The 18,256-nt window shown below is 39.1% G+C and carries 18 protein-coding genes; 15 read left to right on the top strand and 3 right to left on the bottom strand.

The window, feature by feature from the left end; all coding sequences use genetic code 11:
* Nucleotides 1-133 precede the first annotated feature (133 nt).
* Complete coding sequence (locus tag CIK86_RS09395) at nucleotides 134-592, top strand: LPP20 family lipoprotein (RefSeq protein WP_011327456.1); 459 nt, start codon at nucleotides 134-136, stop codon at nucleotides 590-592.
* Nucleotides 593-696: 104 nt separating this feature from the next.
* Here the strand turns inward: CIK86_RS09395 and flgN are convergent, their stop codons facing one another.
* The 3 genes from flgN to flgA form a co-directional block, all read right to left on the bottom strand.
* Entirely contained in the window at nucleotides 697-1,128 is a 432-nt protein-coding gene (gene flgN, locus CIK86_RS09390; RefSeq protein ID WP_011327457.1) for a flagellar export chaperone FlgN, read from the bottom strand.
* Nucleotides 1,121-1,441 (bottom strand): flagellar biosynthesis anti-sigma factor FlgM, encoded by a 321-nt coding sequence (flgM, locus tag CIK86_RS09385; protein ID WP_086995088.1) that lies wholly within the window; start codon nucleotides 1,439-1,441, stop codon nucleotides 1,121-1,123. Before flgM ends, flgN begins: the two co-directional genes overlap by 8 nt.
* A gap of 76 nt (nucleotides 1,442-1,517) precedes the next feature.
* Nucleotides 1,518-2,225 (bottom strand): flagellar basal body P-ring formation chaperone FlgA, encoded by a 708-nt coding sequence (gene flgA, locus CIK86_RS09380; RefSeq protein WP_086995091.1) that lies wholly within the window; start codon nucleotides 2,223-2,225, stop codon nucleotides 1,518-1,520.
* Between the two features lie 139 nt (nucleotides 2,226-2,364).
* On the opposite strand from flgA, the gene CIK86_RS09375 reads away from it, so the two are divergent.
* From CIK86_RS09375 to CIK86_RS09310, 14 genes are all read left to right on the top strand, one after another.
* Nucleotides 2,365-3,303 (top strand): chemotaxis protein CheV, encoded by a 939-nt coding sequence (locus CIK86_RS09375; protein ID WP_086995094.1) that lies wholly within the window; start codon nucleotides 2,365-2,367, stop codon nucleotides 3,301-3,303.
* Nucleotides 3,304-3,320: 17 nt separating this feature from the next.
* Entirely contained in the window at nucleotides 3,321-4,151 is an 831-nt protein-coding gene (locus CIK86_RS09370) for a protein-glutamate O-methyltransferase CheR (RefSeq protein WP_086995098.1), read from the top strand.
* 872 nt (nucleotides 4,152-5,023) lie between these two features.
* A complete protein-coding gene (gene flgB, locus CIK86_RS09365; RefSeq protein ID WP_086995101.1) occupies nucleotides 5,024-5,431 on the top strand; it encodes a flagellar basal body rod protein FlgB in 408 nt (135 codons plus the stop codon).
* A 5-nt stretch (nucleotides 5,432-5,436) separates the two neighbouring features.
* Nucleotides 5,437-5,868, top strand: coding sequence for a flagellar basal body rod protein FlgC (gene flgC / locus CIK86_RS09360; protein ID WP_086995104.1), 432 nt, complete (start codon nucleotides 5,437-5,439; stop codon nucleotides 5,866-5,868).
* 13 nt (nucleotides 5,869-5,881) lie between these two features.
* Entirely contained in the window at nucleotides 5,882-6,559 is a 678-nt protein-coding gene (locus tag CIK86_RS09355) for a flagellar hook assembly protein FlgD (protein ID WP_086995107.1), read from the top strand.
* Nucleotides 6,560-6,619: 60 nt separating this feature from the next.
* Nucleotides 6,620-7,984 carry a flagellar hook protein FlgE gene (flgE, locus tag CIK86_RS09350; protein ID WP_086995110.1) on the top strand — a complete coding sequence of 455 codons (1,365 nt, stop codon included), beginning with the start codon at nucleotides 6,620-6,622 and terminating at the stop codon, nucleotides 7,982-7,984.
* Nucleotides 7,985-8,470: 486 nt separating this feature from the next.
* Nucleotides 8,471-9,214: a flagellar basal body rod protein FlgF gene (locus CIK86_RS09345; RefSeq protein WP_086995113.1), complete on the top strand. Its 744-nt coding sequence runs from the start codon at nucleotides 8,471-8,473 to the stop codon at nucleotides 9,212-9,214.
* 21 nt (nucleotides 9,215-9,235) lie between these two features.
* Nucleotides 9,236-10,024: a flagellar basal-body rod protein FlgG gene (gene flgG, locus CIK86_RS09340; protein ID WP_086995116.1), complete on the top strand. Its 789-nt coding sequence runs from the start codon at nucleotides 9,236-9,238 to the stop codon at nucleotides 10,022-10,024.
* Nucleotides 10,025-10,042: 18 nt separating this feature from the next.
* Nucleotides 10,043-10,726 carry a flagellar basal body L-ring protein FlgH gene (flgH, locus tag CIK86_RS09335; protein ID WP_086995119.1) on the top strand — a complete coding sequence of 228 codons (684 nt, stop codon included), beginning with the start codon at nucleotides 10,043-10,045 and terminating at the stop codon, nucleotides 10,724-10,726.
* A 12-nt stretch (nucleotides 10,727-10,738) separates the two neighbouring features.
* On the top strand, nucleotides 10,739-11,833 hold the full coding sequence (locus tag CIK86_RS09330; RefSeq protein ID WP_086995124.1) for a flagellar basal body P-ring protein FlgI: 1,095 nt from the start codon (nucleotides 10,739-10,741) through the stop codon (nucleotides 11,831-11,833).
* A gap of 211 nt (nucleotides 11,834-12,044) precedes the next feature.
* Complete coding sequence (flgJ, locus tag CIK86_RS09325) at nucleotides 12,045-13,043, top strand: flagellar assembly peptidoglycan hydrolase FlgJ (RefSeq protein WP_086995127.1); 999 nt, start codon at nucleotides 12,045-12,047, stop codon at nucleotides 13,041-13,043.
* Between the two features lies 1 nt (nucleotide 13,044).
* Entirely contained in the window at nucleotides 13,045-15,051 is a 2,007-nt protein-coding gene (gene flgK / locus CIK86_RS09320) for a flagellar hook-associated protein FlgK (protein WP_086995130.1), read from the top strand.
* A 2-nt stretch (nucleotides 15,052-15,053) separates the two neighbouring features.
* Nucleotides 15,054-16,313 carry a flagellar hook-associated protein FlgL gene (gene flgL / locus CIK86_RS09315; RefSeq protein ID WP_086995133.1) on the top strand — a complete coding sequence of 420 codons (1,260 nt, stop codon included), beginning with the start codon at nucleotides 15,054-15,056 and terminating at the stop codon, nucleotides 16,311-16,313.
* A 280-nt stretch (nucleotides 16,314-16,593) separates the two neighbouring features.
* Nucleotides 16,594-18,054 (top strand): flagellin, encoded by a 1,461-nt coding sequence (locus CIK86_RS09310; protein WP_086995136.1) that lies wholly within the window; start codon nucleotides 16,594-16,596, stop codon nucleotides 18,052-18,054.
* The last annotated feature ends 202 nt before the right edge of the window (nucleotides 18,055-18,256 follow it).

The following is an 18,256-nucleotide window of genomic DNA, read 5'->3' as shown; positions in this document are numbered from 1 at the left end:
AGCTATTAGCATAAGTTATACAGCAAGGAGCGTACCAATATTATTTGTGAGTAAATACCACTTAAGTGTCAATGGCATTAAACCTGCATAAGTATCGTATAATTATTTAATTTGTTTTTTAGGGCTAGGTACTATGCGAGTAATGCCATTACTTATCACGTTAGGATGCATAACCTTAAGCGGTTGTAGCAATATGTTTGATAAGCACGTTGAATACAAATATGTAGAGCCAAACAATTATCCGGTATTAAAAGCCGTGGGTTATGCACCTATTAGCCTGCAGTCGGGTGTTAATAAGTCGCAAAAGCAGTTAATGGCTATTAAAGCTTCTAAACTTGAAGCGTACCGAGAGCTTGCAGAGCAAGTGTATGGGCAACAAATTACCGCAGGTACTACAGTTGCAGGTTCAATAGCACAAGACGATTACCTACAAAGCAAAGTGCAGGGCATTATTAAAGGCGCACAAGTTATAAAAGCCTACGCGGTAGACGACACCTATATAACTGAGCTTGAACTAAATATGAAGCGCGTGCACGACCTGTACATAGGCGAAATTAAACCCCGAGAAGTTAAAAAAGTAACTTATTACTAGCCCCCTAAAAACGTTAGTAACTCTAAAAACAAAAAAAGCCTTAGCTGATCAACAGTTAAGGTTTTTTTATTATGTAGGACGTTATTTTTAATTAAGTTTTTAAATTAAGCTTTTAAATTACGTACCAAGTTATTATCGGTGTTTATTACACTACCGGCTTGGTCGTAGGTCATAGAAGAGGGGGCACCAATTAAAATATCTTTTAATTGTTTAACGCTTAATTGTGCTTGATGCGCTGCGTGGGCATTTACTTCATTTTGCTTTTGGCATTGCTCAAGCTTGCTGCGTATTAGTTTAATTAAATCGGTGATCTCGGTTGTTTGCTCATCATTATTGGCAATCAACTTGTTGAGCTCTTTATCGAGGTTGCTTAGCGTGGTTAAAAAAGACATTTTTTGTTGGGCAATTTCTTTTAAACCTTCACCACGGCGCGAGGCAATAGATGTTAGCTCGTCATTTAATAAAATATTAAGCGACTCTAAGCAATTGTGTTGCTCATTTAGTTTAATAGTAATTAAACTATTGTGATCAGCCATAAACGTTAAACTCAAATTCAGCTAGGTTTTTTGCAAGTTTTTCGCTGTCTATTTGGTATTTACCCTCAGTGATTGCTTTTTTAAGCTCTGCCACTTTATCGGTATCAAAACCAGGAGACTGCTGCGCTTTATCTTGCAGAGTTTTTAGCTGTTTAGCTTGCGGGGTTAAGCTTACAGAGTCGCTGGCAGCTTTAGGCGCCGAAGACTGTGCAGCTTGCGTATTTGCATTATCTTTTTGTATATCAACTTTTTGCTGCTTAATGTTAGTTAACACATTTGCTTGTTGATTACCTTTATTAACTTGACCTACCATAATAATAAACCTGTATATTACCCAACTTATGCCTAGTTATCGGCATACACATAAGATACTTTAGTATAAATTTAAATTATATATTAACTTGTACAGACTCTACACCATCTACGCGTGTATTTAAAACTTTACCGGTTTTTTTGTTTTTTACTTTAACTTGATCGCCAAGGCTGCCGTCTTCAAGTGCAATACCGGTTGTTTTTATCCTTAAACCCTTAATATTAGCGTGAATATTTACAGCATCGCCCTTGCACACCATGCATATTTGGCTCAGTAAAAGTGGCATTCCGCTGCGAATATTTCGCTTACTTCGGCTGCCTATTAATAATGCTGGGTTATCTAAGTATTGTACTCTAATAAAGTGGCTTGGTCGCATTTCAACACTTAAGTGGGCAGCAGTAATTACTTCGCCACGAGCTAAATTTACACTCGCTACAACAATAGGCGCTGTTTCAGTCACTCTTACATGTACATATTGAGCCCAGCTGTCAGTGTCGTTACATTTTATTTGTAATGTTACCTGGCGATTAAAAGGAGGATCGCTAGGGGTTAATAGCTCAGGCTCTGAGTTACAACTGCGATCGGGAATGCGATCATCCAATGGTAGTGAACTAAGCTGGATTTTAGTTTCATCTGTGGTGTTTATTAATGTGGCAACATAAGTTATGGCCATTTCTTGCAATAAGTCCTTGCTAAATACTTTTGCCTCTAAAGGCAAAGTTAAACAGAGGCTAGTAAGAATATAAAAAACACTGTATCTTCTGATTTTTTTGAACAAACTCATAATGTTTCGGCTATGCTTATAGTTTAAAACAGGGTATAAATATTTAGCGTCAAATTATAGGCGCTCCTGTTATATTGTGTGGCTTTATAAACAGAAGCAATAATTGTTCCGTATAATTTATTTTCTTCAGGAGATATTAATGGCTGGTATTTTAGACTCAGTAAACCAACGTACACAGTTGGTTGGGCAAAACCGCTTAGAACTACTACTATTTAAACTCAGAGGGCGTCAGCGCTTTGGGATTAACGTTTTTAAAGTAAGAGAAGTGCTGCAATGTCCTCCACTTACTAATATGCCAAAGTCTAACGCTTATATTCGTGGTGTTGCTCATATTCGTGGGCAAACTATTTCAGTTATCGACTTATCAATGGCTGTTGGCGGAAGACCAATTGAAAACATTAAAGACAGTTTTATAATTATTGCTGAATATAATCGTACCGTTCAAGGCTTTTTAGTTGGCGGAGTAGAGCGTATTGTAAATATGAACTGGGAAAAAATAATGCCACCTCCTTCAGGTGCGGGTCGTTATTCTTACTTAACGGCTGTAACTGAAATTGAAGATGAATTAGTTGAAATTTTAGATGTAGAAAAAATCTTAAACGAAATTTGCCCAGTTAATACCGAAGTAAGTGCAGATGTTGCGGCTACACAAGGCGACATTCAAAAAGATTTAGGCGAGCGAATTATTTTTATTGCCGATGACTCATCTGTAGCGCGAAATCAAATTAAACGCGCATTAGAGCCTTTAGGTATACAAACTGAACTGGCCAAAAATGGTAAAGAAGCACTAAAACGATTAAAAGAAATAGCTGAAGTAGATTGTGTAAAAGATATTACGGAACGCGTAGGCTTACTTATTTCTGATGTAGAAATGCCTGAAATGGATGGCTATACACTAACAGCCGAAATAAAAGCTGATCCTAAATTGGCTCCGTTACATGTTATTTTACATACTTCGTTAAGTGGTGTTTTTAATCAGGCAATGATTGAAAAAGTAGGTGCAGATGACTTTATTGCAAAATTTAATCCTGACGAACTAGCAACCGCAGTAAAAAAGTGGGTTAATTGTGAAGAATAAACAGAGGTGTTATTGATTTGAATAGTAAAGATTTACAGCAAAGTGAGTATGATCAATTTCGCTTATTTTTAGAGCAACAGTGCGGTATTGTATTAGGCGAAAATAAACAATACTTAGTTAAAAGTCGTTTAGCGCCTTTAATGAAGCGATTTAATGTTGAGTCTTTGTCACAGCTAGTAAATAAAACTTTGGGCTTGCATGAGCGCCAATTACGCGCCGCAGTGGTTGATGCAATGACCACTAATGAAACCCTATGGTTTAGAGATCAATATCCGTTTGAATTATTAAAAACTAAACTATTTCCTGAGTTCAAAGGGCTTAACAGACCATTAAAAATATGGTCTGCGGCAAGCTCTTCTGGGCAAGAGCCATATTCTATTGCTATGTCGGTTGCAGAGTTTCAGGCCAGCTCTCCAGGTGTATTACGAATGGGGGCGCAAATAGTGGCTACCGATATATCAAACACCATGCTGGATATGTGTAAACATGCAGAATATGACGCGTTAGCGCTAGCAAGAGGATTATCGGCCGAACGTCGTAAAAAGTTTTTTAAAGACAGCGGCAATGGTATGGCTCAGGTTATAGATCCAATAAAAAAACAAGTAAACTTTAGGCACCTTAATTTACTCGACTCTTATGCGCTTATGGGCAAGTTTGATATTATATTTTGCCGTAATGTATTAATTTATTTTGCACCAGAAGTAAAAGCAAAAATTATAGCGCAATTTTCTCAAGCTCTTAACCCTAAAGGTTATTTGCTTTTAGGGGCGTCAGAATCGATGAGTGGTTTAAGTAACGATTTTGATATGGTTAGGTGTAATCCTGGTATTATTTATCAAAAGAAATAACTGCAAGTGTGATGAAGTGCGAGCAGTTTGCACATTTTAAGTTTTATTTTAAACGACGCATTTAGCGTCGTTTTTCGTTTTAGTGATCAGCAAGTAATTAGCCAAGCTTTGTTTTTACCAAGCACAGTGTATAAGTTATAGCTTCGCACATCCCCCTTATTTAAAGCGCATTGTGCCAATATTTTTAAGCGAACATACATATCCACAAAAAGGCTATGAAGTACTGCACTTTAGAGAGGTAAAACCGCTAGATTATGTGTTTAAGTTACTCCTCATTTACCTTCATTGTTTTCTCTTTGTGCAAAATAATATTTAAATACTTTATTCACAAAAAGGCTATGAAGTGCTGCACTTTAGAGAGGTAAAACCGCTGGATTATGTGTTTAAGTTATTCCTCATTTACCCTCATTGTTTTCTCTTTGTGCAAAATAATATTTAAATACTTTATTCACAAAGAGGCTAAGAGAGCGCTACGCTTTACAGAAGAATAAATAAATAGATAAATTATCTGTTTAAATTACTTCTCATTTCCTCTCATTTTTTTCTCTTTGTGCAAAATAATATTTAAATGCTTTATTCACAAAGAGGTTAAGAGACGCTGCGCTTTAGAGAAGTGAACCCACTAGATTATGTATTTAAATCACTCCTCATTTACCCTCATTCGCATCCAGTGTGGAAATGCGCTTTAGAGTTTTTAACTACTGGCATTTTTTATAATAACTGTATTGGCTCATATCAATTTACCTATTGCCTTAAAATCTCCACTTTAAATAGCTATGTTTAAGCAGTTTAATAAATAACTTTAAACAAAAATTAATTAAATGGCTTACTTCTTGCTTTATTTAAGTTAAGTCAATTTTTTGGAGATTGTTATGGCTATCAGCTTTGATAAAGCGCTTGGTGTGCATCCGCACGCTATGTTAATTCGTTCGCAAAGAGCTGAAGTGCTCGCTGCTAATATAGCTAATGCTGATACGCCTGGCTATAAGGCAAAAGATATAGACTTTGCCACTGCATTAAAAACGGCAAAATCACACCAGCAAAGCGGCAATAGCATGGTAAGAACAAACGAAAAGCACATTGCCGGAGGAAGTCGGAGTGTGGGGGGGGTAGAATCATTTCGCGTTCCAAATCAAACGGATACGGGTGATGGTAACTCTGTTGATATACAGGTGGAACGAAACTTGTATACACAGAATGCTATGGAATATCAGGCCAGCTTACAGTTTTTAACTGGTAAATTTAAAGGCCTGAATAAAGCACTCGGTAGCCAAGGATAATAATTATGAGTTTATATAATGTTTTTGATATTGCTGGTTCAGCTATGAGCGCACAAAATGTGCGCTTAAACACAACAGCCAGTAATATATCTAATGCAAATACTATTAGTTCTTCTCAGGAAAAAACTTACCGAGCGCGACAACCTGTATTTGCTGCTGAGCTTACAAAAGCGTCAGCATCAGCGAGTAATCCACAGGGTTCTTCTGTGGGCGTTAAGGTATTAGGTATTGTTGAAAGTAACAAACCATTACAAATAGAATATAACCCGAACCACCCAAGTGCGGATGAAAATGGTTATATCTATAAACCTAACGTTAATGTTGTTGAAGAGATGGCAAACATGATTTCTGCCTCTCGTTCGTATCAAACAAATGTACAAGTTGCCGATGCAGCTAAACAAATGTTAAGTAAAACACTGCTGTTAGGCCAGCGGTAATAGAGGGTAGGTTATGAGTAACGATATTAGTACATCTTCATCCTATTTAGACTCGATGCGATGGCAAGAAAAACAAGTTGCTACCAAAGAGAAAAGTGATGCATTAACTCAAGAAGATTTCTTTTCTTTATTGACGCAACAATTATCGTTTCAAGATCCGAGTAAACCTGCTGACAACGATCAAATGATTGCGCAAATGACTAGTTTTACCATGGCTGAGGGTATTTCAAACTTAAACTCTAATTTTGAATCTTTAGCTGCATCAATGACATCAAACTCAGCATTACAAGCATCTACATTAGTGGGTAAAAAAGCACTTTTAGAATCTGATACTTTAGAGTTAACAGAGTCTGCTGAAGCGCGAGGTTCAGTTGTTGCTGAAAACCCAGTTGAGAGCTTAAAGCTTCGTATTGAAGATGAGTCAGGACAATTGGTTAGAACAATAGATATGAGTTCACAACCAGCCGGTGCTATCCGCTTTGCATGGGATGGAAAAAATGAAGCTGGAGAGCGTTTACCTCCAGGCGACTATAAAATTAAAGCAGAAGGCAGCACTAGTGGTGAGTTTTCAAGCTTACCAATTGCTACCTTCAAAAATATTGAAAGTGTTAATATTAATGGTGCAAATGGCATCATTATTAATACTAAAGAAGGTGCGGTTAGGCTGACTGATGTTGCAGAAATCGCGTAATAAATTTTAATTAATACTAGAGCCATAATTAGGCTTGAAATGAAACTTTAGGGGTGAATTATGAGCTTCAACATTGCGCTATCAGGCCTTGCTGCTGCACAAAAGGATTTAGATGTTACGGCAAACAATATTGCAAACGTAAATAGTACGGGCTTTAAAGAGTCTCGTGCTGAGTTTGCAGACGTATACGCATCGTCGGTATTTAGTTCAAGTAAAACAAAACACGGAGATGGTGTGCGAACAACTATGGTTGCACAGCAGTTTCATCAAGGTTCTTTGCAATTTACAAACAACGCATTAGATTTAGCGATTACAGGGGAAGGTTACTTTGCTACTAGCCCTGGAATTGGAGAGCAAGACTTTAGCTACACGCGTGCTGGTGCATTTAAACTTAACAAAGATAATTATGTAGTTGACTCACAAGGTAACTTTTTGCAAGGGTTTCCTGTTAATCCAACAACAGGCGATACTACATCAGTTAGTTTAAGCACATCATCTGCTTTGCAAATACCAGATTCGTCAGGCTCGCCACGTGCCACGTCTACTATATACAACTCTTTTAACTTAGACTCACGTGAAGAGGCAACTACAGTTGCCTTTGATCCAAATGAAAGCGCTAGTTATAACTCATCTACATCAACAACAGTATATGACTCTCTAGGTGAGCCGCACGTGCTGCAGTTTTTCTTTGTTAAACCTCAGCCAGCAACACCACCAGTTGTAGGTGATGAAAACATGTGGGAAGTTCACACAACACTGGATGGTAAATTATTTGACGAAAATGGCGCTGAGCCAGCCGCAGCACCTTATACGCCAATAGCTACCTTTCGTTTTAATGGAAGCGGTATGCCTGTTAGTACCGATGGTGTAGCAAATACGGGCAGTACTTTTAACCCTCTTAATATTACATCAGCCACACCAGGGCTTTCTGACTTATTAACCAATGGCGCAACATTTCCTAATGACATTGCAATTAATTGGCGTGATGAGGCTAATGGGGTTACTAAAATACCAACTCAGTATGCGAGTCGCTTTGAAGTAAAAACACTTAACCAAGATGGTGCAACGGTTGGCCGTTTGGCTGGTATTGATATTGGTACAGATGGTAAAATGGTTGCCTCATACAGCAACGGCGACTCAACCTTTTTAGGGCAAGTTGCTATGGTTCGCTTTGCCAACTCGCAAGGGTTAGAGCAAGTTGGGAATACGAGTTGGAAAGAAAGCATAACCTCGGGAGAGCCAATTGCTGGCGAACCTGGCTCTGGCTCATTAGGTAAAATAAACTCATCGGCACTTGAACAGTCGAATGTAAATTTAACGAGTGAGTTAGTAGACTTGATTAGTGCTCAACGTAATTATCAAGCTAACTCGCGAGCGCTGGAAGTTAACTCAACGATTCAGCAAAGTATTCTACAAATTAGATAAAGCACAATTTATTAATTTGAATATTCAAGGCTGCTTAATTGCAGCCTTTTTTATTTTAGGCAACGGGCTTGCCACCGTGGCACTAAGTGCAAAAAAGCATATTTACAAAGAAGTTAAGAGACGCTGTCGCTTTAGATAAAGTACAAACAAATTTACTGTTTTTTTCTCATTTACCCTCATTTACCCTCATTTACTTCTCTTTGTACGAAAGGGCTGTTGTCAGATTTAGCTAAAAATTAGCTAAGCACAATATTTGGTTTAGGTGTAGGCGATTGTTTTGCCACCGTGGCACTAAGTGCAAAAAAGCATATTTACAAAGAGGTTAAGAGACGCTGTCGCTTTAGAAAAAACAAACAAATTTCCCCTTCTTTTTATTGTTTTTTCATGCGTATTTACGCCCCTTCAAAATAACAGTTTTAGTATTAAATTTAATCTGGCGCATATATTGCATTTGTTCTTACAGAGATTTTTATGTGAGTCGATGTTATGGATAAAATGGTCTACATTGCCGCGTCTGGCGCTAAGCAAAGCTTACTGGGCATGGCTCTTAAAGCCAATAATTTGGCGAACGCAAATACTACTGGCTTTAAAGCTGACTTTGCCCAAGCTCGATCTATGCAAGCATTTGGTGAGGGCTTGCCAACACGTGTGTTCTCTATGCAAGAGCGTCCAGGTTCTGATATGACATCGGGCGGCATAATGCAAACGGGTCGTGACTTAGATATAGCCATGAGCGATAACGCTTGGCTCAGTGTGCAAGATGCCTCCGGCAACGAAGCTTATACAAAAGTAGGTACGCTAAACATTACTGCTCAAGGCATGTTAGTTACTAGCGGTGGTCGTCAAGTTATTGGCGAAGGCGGTCCTATTATTTTACCTGTACCGATTGAAAAAATAGAGTTTAGTGACGACGGCACTATACAAGTGCGCCCACAAGGTGCCCCAGCTAACTTTTTAGAAGAAATTGATCGTTTAAAAGTTGTTGAGGCAGATAACTCAACACTTGAAAAAGGCAATGATGGATTATTTAGACCAAAGCCAAATCAAACAGTCGAAACTTCAGCTAATGTACAAGTGATAAGTGGCGCATTAGAAGCGTCTAATGTGAATCCGGTGCACGAAATGGTCGATATGATCAGCCATCAACGCCAATTTGAATTACAAGTAAAATTAATGAAAACAGCTGAAGAGATTGACGAACGTCAAGATCAGTTGTTACGCATAGTTTAACTTTAAAATGAGGATACGATAATGAATCCAGCATTGTGGATCAGTAAAACCGGGCTTGATGCCCAGCAAACCGATATTTCGGTTATTTCTAATAACTTAGCTAACGCCAGTACGGTTGGTTATAAAAAAAGCCGCGCTATTTTTGAAGATTTACTTTATCAAAATATCAATCAGCCAGGTGGTCGTTCATCACAAGACACCCAAAAACCTTCGGGGTTAATGCTAGGTGCTGGTTCAAAAGTGGTTGCTAACCAAAAAAACTTTTCACAGGGTAATATGCTTACCACTGAAAACTCACTAGATTGGATGATATCAGGTCCGGGGTTTTTTGAGGTGTTGCAGCCTGATGGCAATATTGCTTATTCGCGCAATGGTCAATTTACTACCGATGGCGAAGGGCGAGTTGTCACCTCGGGGGCGGGCTATGTAATTCAACCAGAAATGAACGTACCCGATGACGCACAATCAATTACTATTTCACAAGATGGAGAAGTATCAGTACGTATAGCAGGAGAAGCTGAAAACGTCGTAATTGGACAGTTAACAATTAGTGACTTTATTAATCCATCGGGCCTTGAGCCTATAGGGCAAAACCTCTATACCGAAACGGCAGTAAGTGGTGCACCGGTACAAGGTAATCCAGGTGTTGAAGGACTTGGTTCAATTATTCAAGGCTCGCTTGAAACTTCAAACGTAAATGTTACAGAAGAATTGGTTAACTTAATAGAAACGCAGCGCGTTTACGAAATGAACTCAAAAGTAATTTCAGCTGTTGACGAAATGATGAGCTATATCAATCAACAATTATAAAGAGTGGGGGAGGCATTTATGCGTAATATTGTATTACTGACAGCTATTACTTTAGCGTTAAGTGGTTGTATGTCTACTCAAAATAGCGAAGTAGTACAAGACGACCCTTATTATGCGCCTATGTACCCAGAGCCGAATATAGAGCCACTGGTTGCTACAGGTTCATTATTTAATACTCATTTATCTAACGATTTATACGCAGATAAAAAAGCACTGCGTACTGGCGATATTATTACGGTTAAATTACAAGAGTCTACACAAGCCTCTAAAGCGGCAAAAACAGAAACAGATAAGCAGTCTGACGCAAGTTTAGACCCTGTAATTGGTTTAGGCGGGTTGCCGGTCAATATTGGCGGTGACAGTATTCAATTTGGTATTGGCAGCGACGCGTCATTTAAAGGCGACTCAAAATCAAATCAGTCAAATAGTTTAGCTGGTGATATATCGGTAAACGTAATGCGTGTTTTACCTAATGGTAATTTAGTTATTCGCGGCGAAAAATGGCTAACGTTAAATTCAGGCGAAGAATTTATTCGCTTAGAAGGGTTAGTAAGGCCAGAAGATGTAACAGCAGATAATACCGTACAGTCAAATAGAATTGCTAATGCACGAATTCAATATTCGGGCAAAGGGCAAACTCAAGAAGCGCAAAGTGCTGGTTGGCTAACGCGCTTTTTTAGTAGCTCACTTTTTCCTTTTTAGAGGACATTCATTATGAATGTATTTAAAGTTTTTTGTTTAATGGTGTTACTTGGCTGGCAACTTCCTGCCATGGCCGAGCGCATTAAAGATGTATCTATGGTTGAGGGCGTACGCTCAAACCAATTAGTAGGCTATGGCCTAGTTGTTGGCTTACCAGGCACAGGTGAGCAAAGCCGATTTACCGAGCAAAGCTTTAAAGGCATGTTAAATAGCTTTGGCATTACGTTACCGGCAAGCTTAAAACCAAAAATTAAAAACGTGGCTGCGGTTGCAGTGCATGCCGAGCTACCCGCGTTTAGAAAGCCCGGGCAAACTATAGATATTACCGTATCATCTATTGGTAGTGCAGGTAGTTTACGTGGTGGTACTTTACTACAAACCTTTTTAAAAGGGGTTGACGGTAACGTATACGCTATTGGCCAAGGTAGTTTAATTGTAGGTGGTTTAGGGGCTGAGGGACTTGATGGCAGTAAAGTCGTTATAAACACGCCAACGGTTGGCCGTATTCCAAACGGTGCCACAGTAGAGCGTGCAGTAAAAAGCCCGTTTATGCAAAATGACTATATTACTTTTAACTTAAATCGCCCAGACTTTACTACCGCTAAGCGGTTAGAGAAAACGATTAACGATTTAGTTGGACCTAATAGCGCACAAGCACTTGATGCTGCGTCTGTTCGAGTTATTGCCCCTAGGGATGCCTCGCAACGGGTATCGTATTTATCAACGCTCGAAAACTTAGAGTTTACCCCTGCAGATACCTCGGCAAAAATTATTGTGAACTCGCGCACCGGCACTATTGTTATTGGTAAAAACGTAAAGCTACAACCTGCGGCTATTACCCATGGTGGCTTAACAGTAACTATTGCGGAGCAACAAAACGTATCGCAACCTAATGCTTTTAGCGATGGCGACACCGTTGTTACGCAGCAAAGTATTATAGATGTTAATCAAGATGACTCCCGCGCATTTGTATTTAACCCAGGTGTGAGCTTGGATGATTTAGTACGTGCTATTAATGAAGTAGGAGCAGCTCCTGGTGACCTAATGGCTATACTAGAGGCGTTAAAAGAAGCCGGTGCAATAAACGGTCAGCTGGTGGTAATTTAAAAGAGAGTAAACTTTACCCTGAAAGTTAACATGATCTAGGCCTCTAAAAATAAAGTGCTTTAATATATAAACACCGCGTATCGTTTTATCGCGGTGTTTTGTTTTTATGTACCAAAAGTTTAATCTTTACTGTTACTAAGTACCTAGCACTCCTCGTTGGCTCATTTTTTGCATTGCTTAGTGCATTATTCTTTATTGTGTCAAAAAGCTGATGGAAACGAATCATCTAGATAAACAAAACTTTTTTGATTTAGGTAACTTAAACGCTTTGCGTAAAGACGCCCTAAACAGTGGCGATGCGTCTAGTGATGCCTCAAAAGCGGCTTTAAAAAAAGCAGCGGCACAGTTTGAAGCCATATTTACGCAAATGCTACTCAAAAGTATGCGTAAAGCCAATGAAGCATTCGAAGATAAAGAAAGTCCATTAAATTCAAGTAGCGTAAAGTTTTTTGAAGAAATGCACGATCAGCAACTTTCATCAGAGCTTTCATCTAATGGCTCATTAGGCCTTGCCGATTTGATAGTGCAGCAACTCTCTCCTACTGCTAAAAATTACACCCCAGCCTCAGTGCTCAGAACCAGCAATGACTTTGTAAGCGATCAGCGTGCTGGCATAGAATTGCCGCATCAGCAGCGTAAAAAAGCCATAACTGAGCCTGTAGATAAAAGCGCTATGAATACCGAAAAGCCAGAAGAAGTCGCTAAGCCAAACTTTGAAACAGCCGAAGAGTTTGTAAGTTCGGTATGGGAGCATGCTAAAACTGCAGCTAAAAAAATAGGTTTAAACCCTGCAGTTATGGTGGCTCAAGCGGCGCTAGAAACCGGGTGGGGTAAGCATATTATTAATAAAAGCGACGGCAATAGCTCAAATAACTTATTTAATATTAAGTCAGATAAAAGCTGGCAGGGCGACAAAGCTAATAAAGTAACTTTAGAGTTTGAACAAGGCGCTGCAGTTAAAAAACAAGCGAGTTTTAGAGCTTACGATTCTATAAAAGACAGCGTAAACGACTTTGTTGATTTTTTAACTCAGAACCCGCGCTACAAGCAAGCATTACAAAATACCGCCAAACCGGCTGAGTTTTTAGACTCATTACAACAAGCTGGTTATGCAACAGACCCAGATTATGCGGATAAAATAAAGCGCGTACTTAATAGTAGCGAGCTGAAAAATATTGCAACAAACGTGATCCGCCAAGGAGTAAACTAACATGTCGTTTAATTTATTAAACATTGCGAATTCAGGGATCAGAGCAAACTCTGACTTGCTGCAAACGACAAGTAAAAACATTGCCAATGTAAATACAGATGGTTACGTGCGTGAACGGACAGAGCACACTACCATGATTGATAATCAGGTGGGAAAAGGCCAAACATACCGCTTACTTAATGAATTTGCACAAAAACAGTTAAATAGAGATACATCAAATAAAACATTTTTTGATCAGTTTGCAAGTGAAGCAAACCGCATTGATACCTTGTTTTCACAAGAGTCAAATAGTGTATCAACCAGCATAAACTCATTTTTTAATAATGTTCAAGAAGCGCTTAATCAACCATCTTCAACCGTTGCACGTTCTTTAGTTATGAGTGATGCAAAAAACTTACTTGACCAAATGGACAGGCTGTCGGGAATTGTGCTTGAACAAAAGAAAGTAGTAAATGAGCAGTTACAAATATTCTCTAAGGAAGCTAATACTTTAATCGAAAACATTAGTTCTTTAAACCAAGAAATTGTTGGGATTAATGGTACTAATAGCGCCTCAGATGCTAGTTCGGCATACAATGAACGTGATAAAGCGATACGTGATTTATCTAAATTAATAGATATTGAAACCCTTGATGGACCTAATGGTGAAAAGCTTGTTTTTATGGGCAGCGGTGAAGCTGTTGTGATGCTAAATGGTACTTTTAACTTATTTTCGATGAGTGCAGACCCAGATCCTAACTTTCAAGAACTGCGTTTAGATGTAAATGGCGGCAAAGCTGTGCCGTTAGATGTTGATGCGAGTAAACTAAAAGGAAAAATTGGTGGGCTGCTTGCTTTTCGGGACGATATTTTAGTACCAACACAAAATCAACTTGGTCAAATGGGGTTAGCGATAGCGGATGCATTTAATCAACAAAATCACTTAGGAATGGATGCAAGTGGTCAGCTTGGCGGTGATATATTTAAAATTCCTACCGTTGGAGGTTTACCTTATCAAAACAATACAGGTACAGGCAGTATTACTGCCACTGTAGAGCCAGGTATGGGGAACGAGCTACCAGCAAGTGATTTTATTATTACGTATACAGCAAACCCTAATGAAGTCAGCATTCAACCAATTGACAATAAAGGTGAGCCGCTTGGAAGTCCTTCATTAGCCAATGTTGTAGCTGGTGTGATTGACTCTTCAACTGTTGTGAGCGGAGAATCGTTTGGTTTACAAATTAATGCAGCTGGTACTGCAAATCCAGGGGATCAGTTTCAAGTTAAGCTAAGTTCAGGTGCAGCTGGTAATATATCATTACTTACCGGGCGCGGCGAAGACTTAGCACTTGCTTCGCCGATAAGAACCGCTGCAAATGTTGATAACACAGGGACAGCTTCTATTTCTGCAGGAGAGGTTAGCGATGTTACTGCTGGAGGTTTTACTACAGCCCCTTTAGCGTTAACAAATGGCCCAATTAATATAGTAAAAACAGCGAACCCAAACGAATATATAATTTCAGATAATGTAAATACCACGACAGTTACAATAACCCCCCCAGCTAATAATATGCTTAATCAAGCGGGGGGAGCTTTTGCAACATATGGTTTTGATTTTAACATGGAGGGTACTCCAGCGGTTGGTGATAGTTTTACTTTGGAGTTTAACGAGGGAGGCTTTGATGATAACCGCAATGGTTTAAAGCTAGCTGATTTACAAAATGGCGGCCTAGTGCGTCAAAATGTAGTGACGAGTGCCACCGCCGATAACCATAAAACGTTTAATCAAGCCTATGCAGGGTTAGTGACTGAAATTGGCGTGGTGACTAGCCAGGCAAAAACGAATGGTGCAGCCTTTGATGCGCTAGCCCAACAGTCAGAAGCATGGTATGAGTCTTTGTCGGGTGTAAACCTTGATGAAGAAGCAGCAAATTTACTACGTTTTCAGCAATCTTATGCGGCCTCAGCTCAAGTGCTCTCTGCCGCTCGTTCTATTTTTGAGACTTTACTTAGTGCTGCGAGGTAATTATGCGCTTATCAAATAACTTAATGTATCAAAATAATATTAATAAAATACTCGACAACCAACAAGGTGTAGCAAGTGCGCAAGAGCGTGTAAATACCGGGCAAAAGTATTTAACTGTATCAGAAGGCCCTGCAGCTGTATCACAAGGAATGCTGTATTCAAATAAAATTCAAACAAACGAGCAGCATACAAAAAACATTAACCAGCTCAAAGGGCGACTAGAAACTGAAGAAAGTATTTTGGCAGGAATGAATGACGCTATTTTAGAAGCACAAATGCTAACAATACAGGCTGGTAACGGCTCGTTAAGTAAAGATGCTTTAGCGTCAATTGCAGGAGAGTTACAGGAATTACAAAAATCATTACTTAATTTAATGAACACTCAATCGGAAGGTGGCGAGTATATTTTTTCTGGTTATCAAGATGATATTCAGACATATACTTTTAATAGCACGAGTGGAAAATATGAATACCAAGGGGATCAAGGGCAACATGAAATTACTATTGCAAAAGGGGTTGATATTAAATCCAGCGATAATGGTTTTAATGCCTTTGAAAAAGTAGCTGCGCGGTTAGATGTACTTTCAAACCAAGGAGTCGCAACGGGTACAATTACCTCGGGTAGCGTATACGTAGAAAACCAAGGTGAGTTTGATAAGTTTCATAAAGATAACTATAACTCAGATCCAGACCCTTTAGTGTCAGCAACAATCAATACATATAACGTAAGGGTTGTTCCTGGAGCAACGCCTACGGCTCCAGCGCAATATGAGATTCTTCGAGATGGAACACCTTTAACTCCACCAGTTACAGGGGAAGTAACTGACGAGCCAATTGAATTTGCAGGTATGCAAATTAGTTTAGAAGGTGATGCACCAGGGCAGTTAGATTTTAGTCTTGAAAAGCCACATAAAGAAAATGTACTAAATACTTTGCAGAGTTTAATTACAGGTTTAAATGATGGTTTATTAGAAGGTGATGATTTTCAACAATTATTATCAGATGGTTTAATACAGTTGAAAAATGCCAGTGAGCAAGTTGTTTTTACACAAGCTAGCCTTGGTGGGCGCATGAATGTGGTGCAGCGAGTAACTGATTCAAATAGTGCTTTAGATATAAATAATAAAGCGAATAAGTCAAATTTAGTAGAAATAGATACAGCCGCTGCCATTAGTGAGCTAACTAAACAAGAAACCGCATTACAAGCATCTCAGGCCACATTTGGCCGTTTAGCTAAATTATCACTATTTGATTATATATAAAATAATGTCACAAGTTATTACCTTTATTTTAAAAAGGTAATAACTTGCCTTTTAAAGCGGCAAAAAATTGTCACTGCAACCTCCCTCTCTCAAATATACAGCTAATCGAAAATCTAAACCCCTTACTTTAACTGCGTTAACCACTGTTAATTCATTATAAAACAGTTGGTTGTATTGTTGCTTTCGAGTTGGCACAACTTGTGCATTTCTGTGGTTATAGAAAGCGTGGTTCCTGCTAAGTAATTTGAACCACACTCTGATTAAACTAGGAGATGGTAAAATGGCTTTAAGTGTAAATACGAATGTTGCATCACTCAATGGGCAACGCAATCTAGCAAAATCTAGCATGGCTCTTGAAACCTCAATGCAGAGACTTTCATCGGGTTTGCGTATTAATAGTGCAAAGGACGATGCGGCAGGTTTGCAAATTGCTAACCGCTTAACGTCTCAAGTTAATGGTTTAACCGTAGCGCAACGAAATGCGAACGATGGTATTTCAATGGCGCAAACGGCTGAAGGTGCAATGCAAGAGTCGGCAAATATTCTGCAACGTATGCGTGATTTATCACTGCAAGCAGCAAATGGTTCAAACGGTGCAGAGGATCGTGCTTCTTTGCAAAAAGAAGTATCAGCTTTACAGCAAGAGTTAACTCGCATTGCTGAAACGACAAAGTTTGGTTCAACCAGTTTACTCGATGGCTCTTTTGGCACCAAGCAGTTCCAAGTAGGAGCGAACGCCAATGAAACAATTAATGTTACGCTTGGTAATACCTCAGCTGATGCTATCGGTTCAAATGACATTACTGGATCAGGTTCTATTATTGGTGCAGGTGCAAGTACTGATTTAAGTACCTTGCTGGCAACACAGGCACAGACACCCACTTGGAATGTAAATGGTAAGGCTGTGACATTTGATGCTGGTAGCGGTGCTGCTGACATGGCAGGTAAAATTAATGAAGCGGCCACAGGAGTGAATGCTGAAGCTACGTTAAATGTTACCATCACGAATTTGCAATCAGGTGATGACGATACGATTAATATCGGAGAAGACAGTTATGACTTGGGAAGCTATGGTGGTTCAGAAGAAAAGCTAGTTGATGCCCTTGTAGCGGATGGTTATGACGCAGTTCTTGATAAAGATGGTAACATTTCTTTAAAAGCTAGAGATGTTAATGGTATAGAAATTGATTCAAGTGGTACGGGCACTGGTACTGTACAATTAATTAATAATAATGCAGGAGCGACTGCTTTTACAGGTACAGCAGATAGTGCTCAATCGGTTGCTTCTGTATTAGAGTTAAGTTCTTCTGAGCAAGTGGCGATCAGTGATTCAACAGTAGGCGCTGATGTTACTGAGTACCTTGGTACCGCAACAGCTGACTCAACAGTAACAGCAACAGGAGCTGGAAGTGGTCTTACTTCGGTGGATTCGTTGGATATTTCAGGTTCATCAAGTGCAGGTGCGCAAGCAGCTATTAATACTATTGACAAGGCGTTGGCTCAAATTGATGCACAACGCGCTGATTTAGGTGCTGTACAAAATCGTTTTGGTCATACTATTAGTAACTTAGCGAACGTTGCTGAAAACGTGTCAGGGTCGAGAAGTCGTATACAGGATACTGACTATGCACTTGAGACTGCAACACTAACAAAAAACCAAATAATGCAGCAAGCCGGTACCACTATATTGTCGCAGGCTAATCAATTACCACAAGCCGCATTGAGCCTGCTCGGTGGTTAAGTAGTTGTTTTATAAATTCAAATTTTATTTAACGCACCTATTTAGGTGCGTTTTTTTGTAACTAATAAAACAGTGTCTTAGAAAGTTATTAAATCTAATCGTAAGAGTGAAAATTAAGGATTAGTATTTTTACCTTCAACTTGAGTCTACTCTTACCTTATTTTTCTCAATTAGTGCATTTCGCCTTTAAGATTTATTTCGA

Origin of the sequence: Pseudoalteromonas sp. JB197 (assembly GCF_002332205.1) — a bacterium.
GTDB classification, from domain to species: Bacteria; Pseudomonadota; Gammaproteobacteria; order Enterobacterales; family Alteromonadaceae; genus Pseudoalteromonas; species Pseudoalteromonas nigrifaciens.
This window is presented reverse-complemented; position numbering and strand designations above follow the sequence as displayed.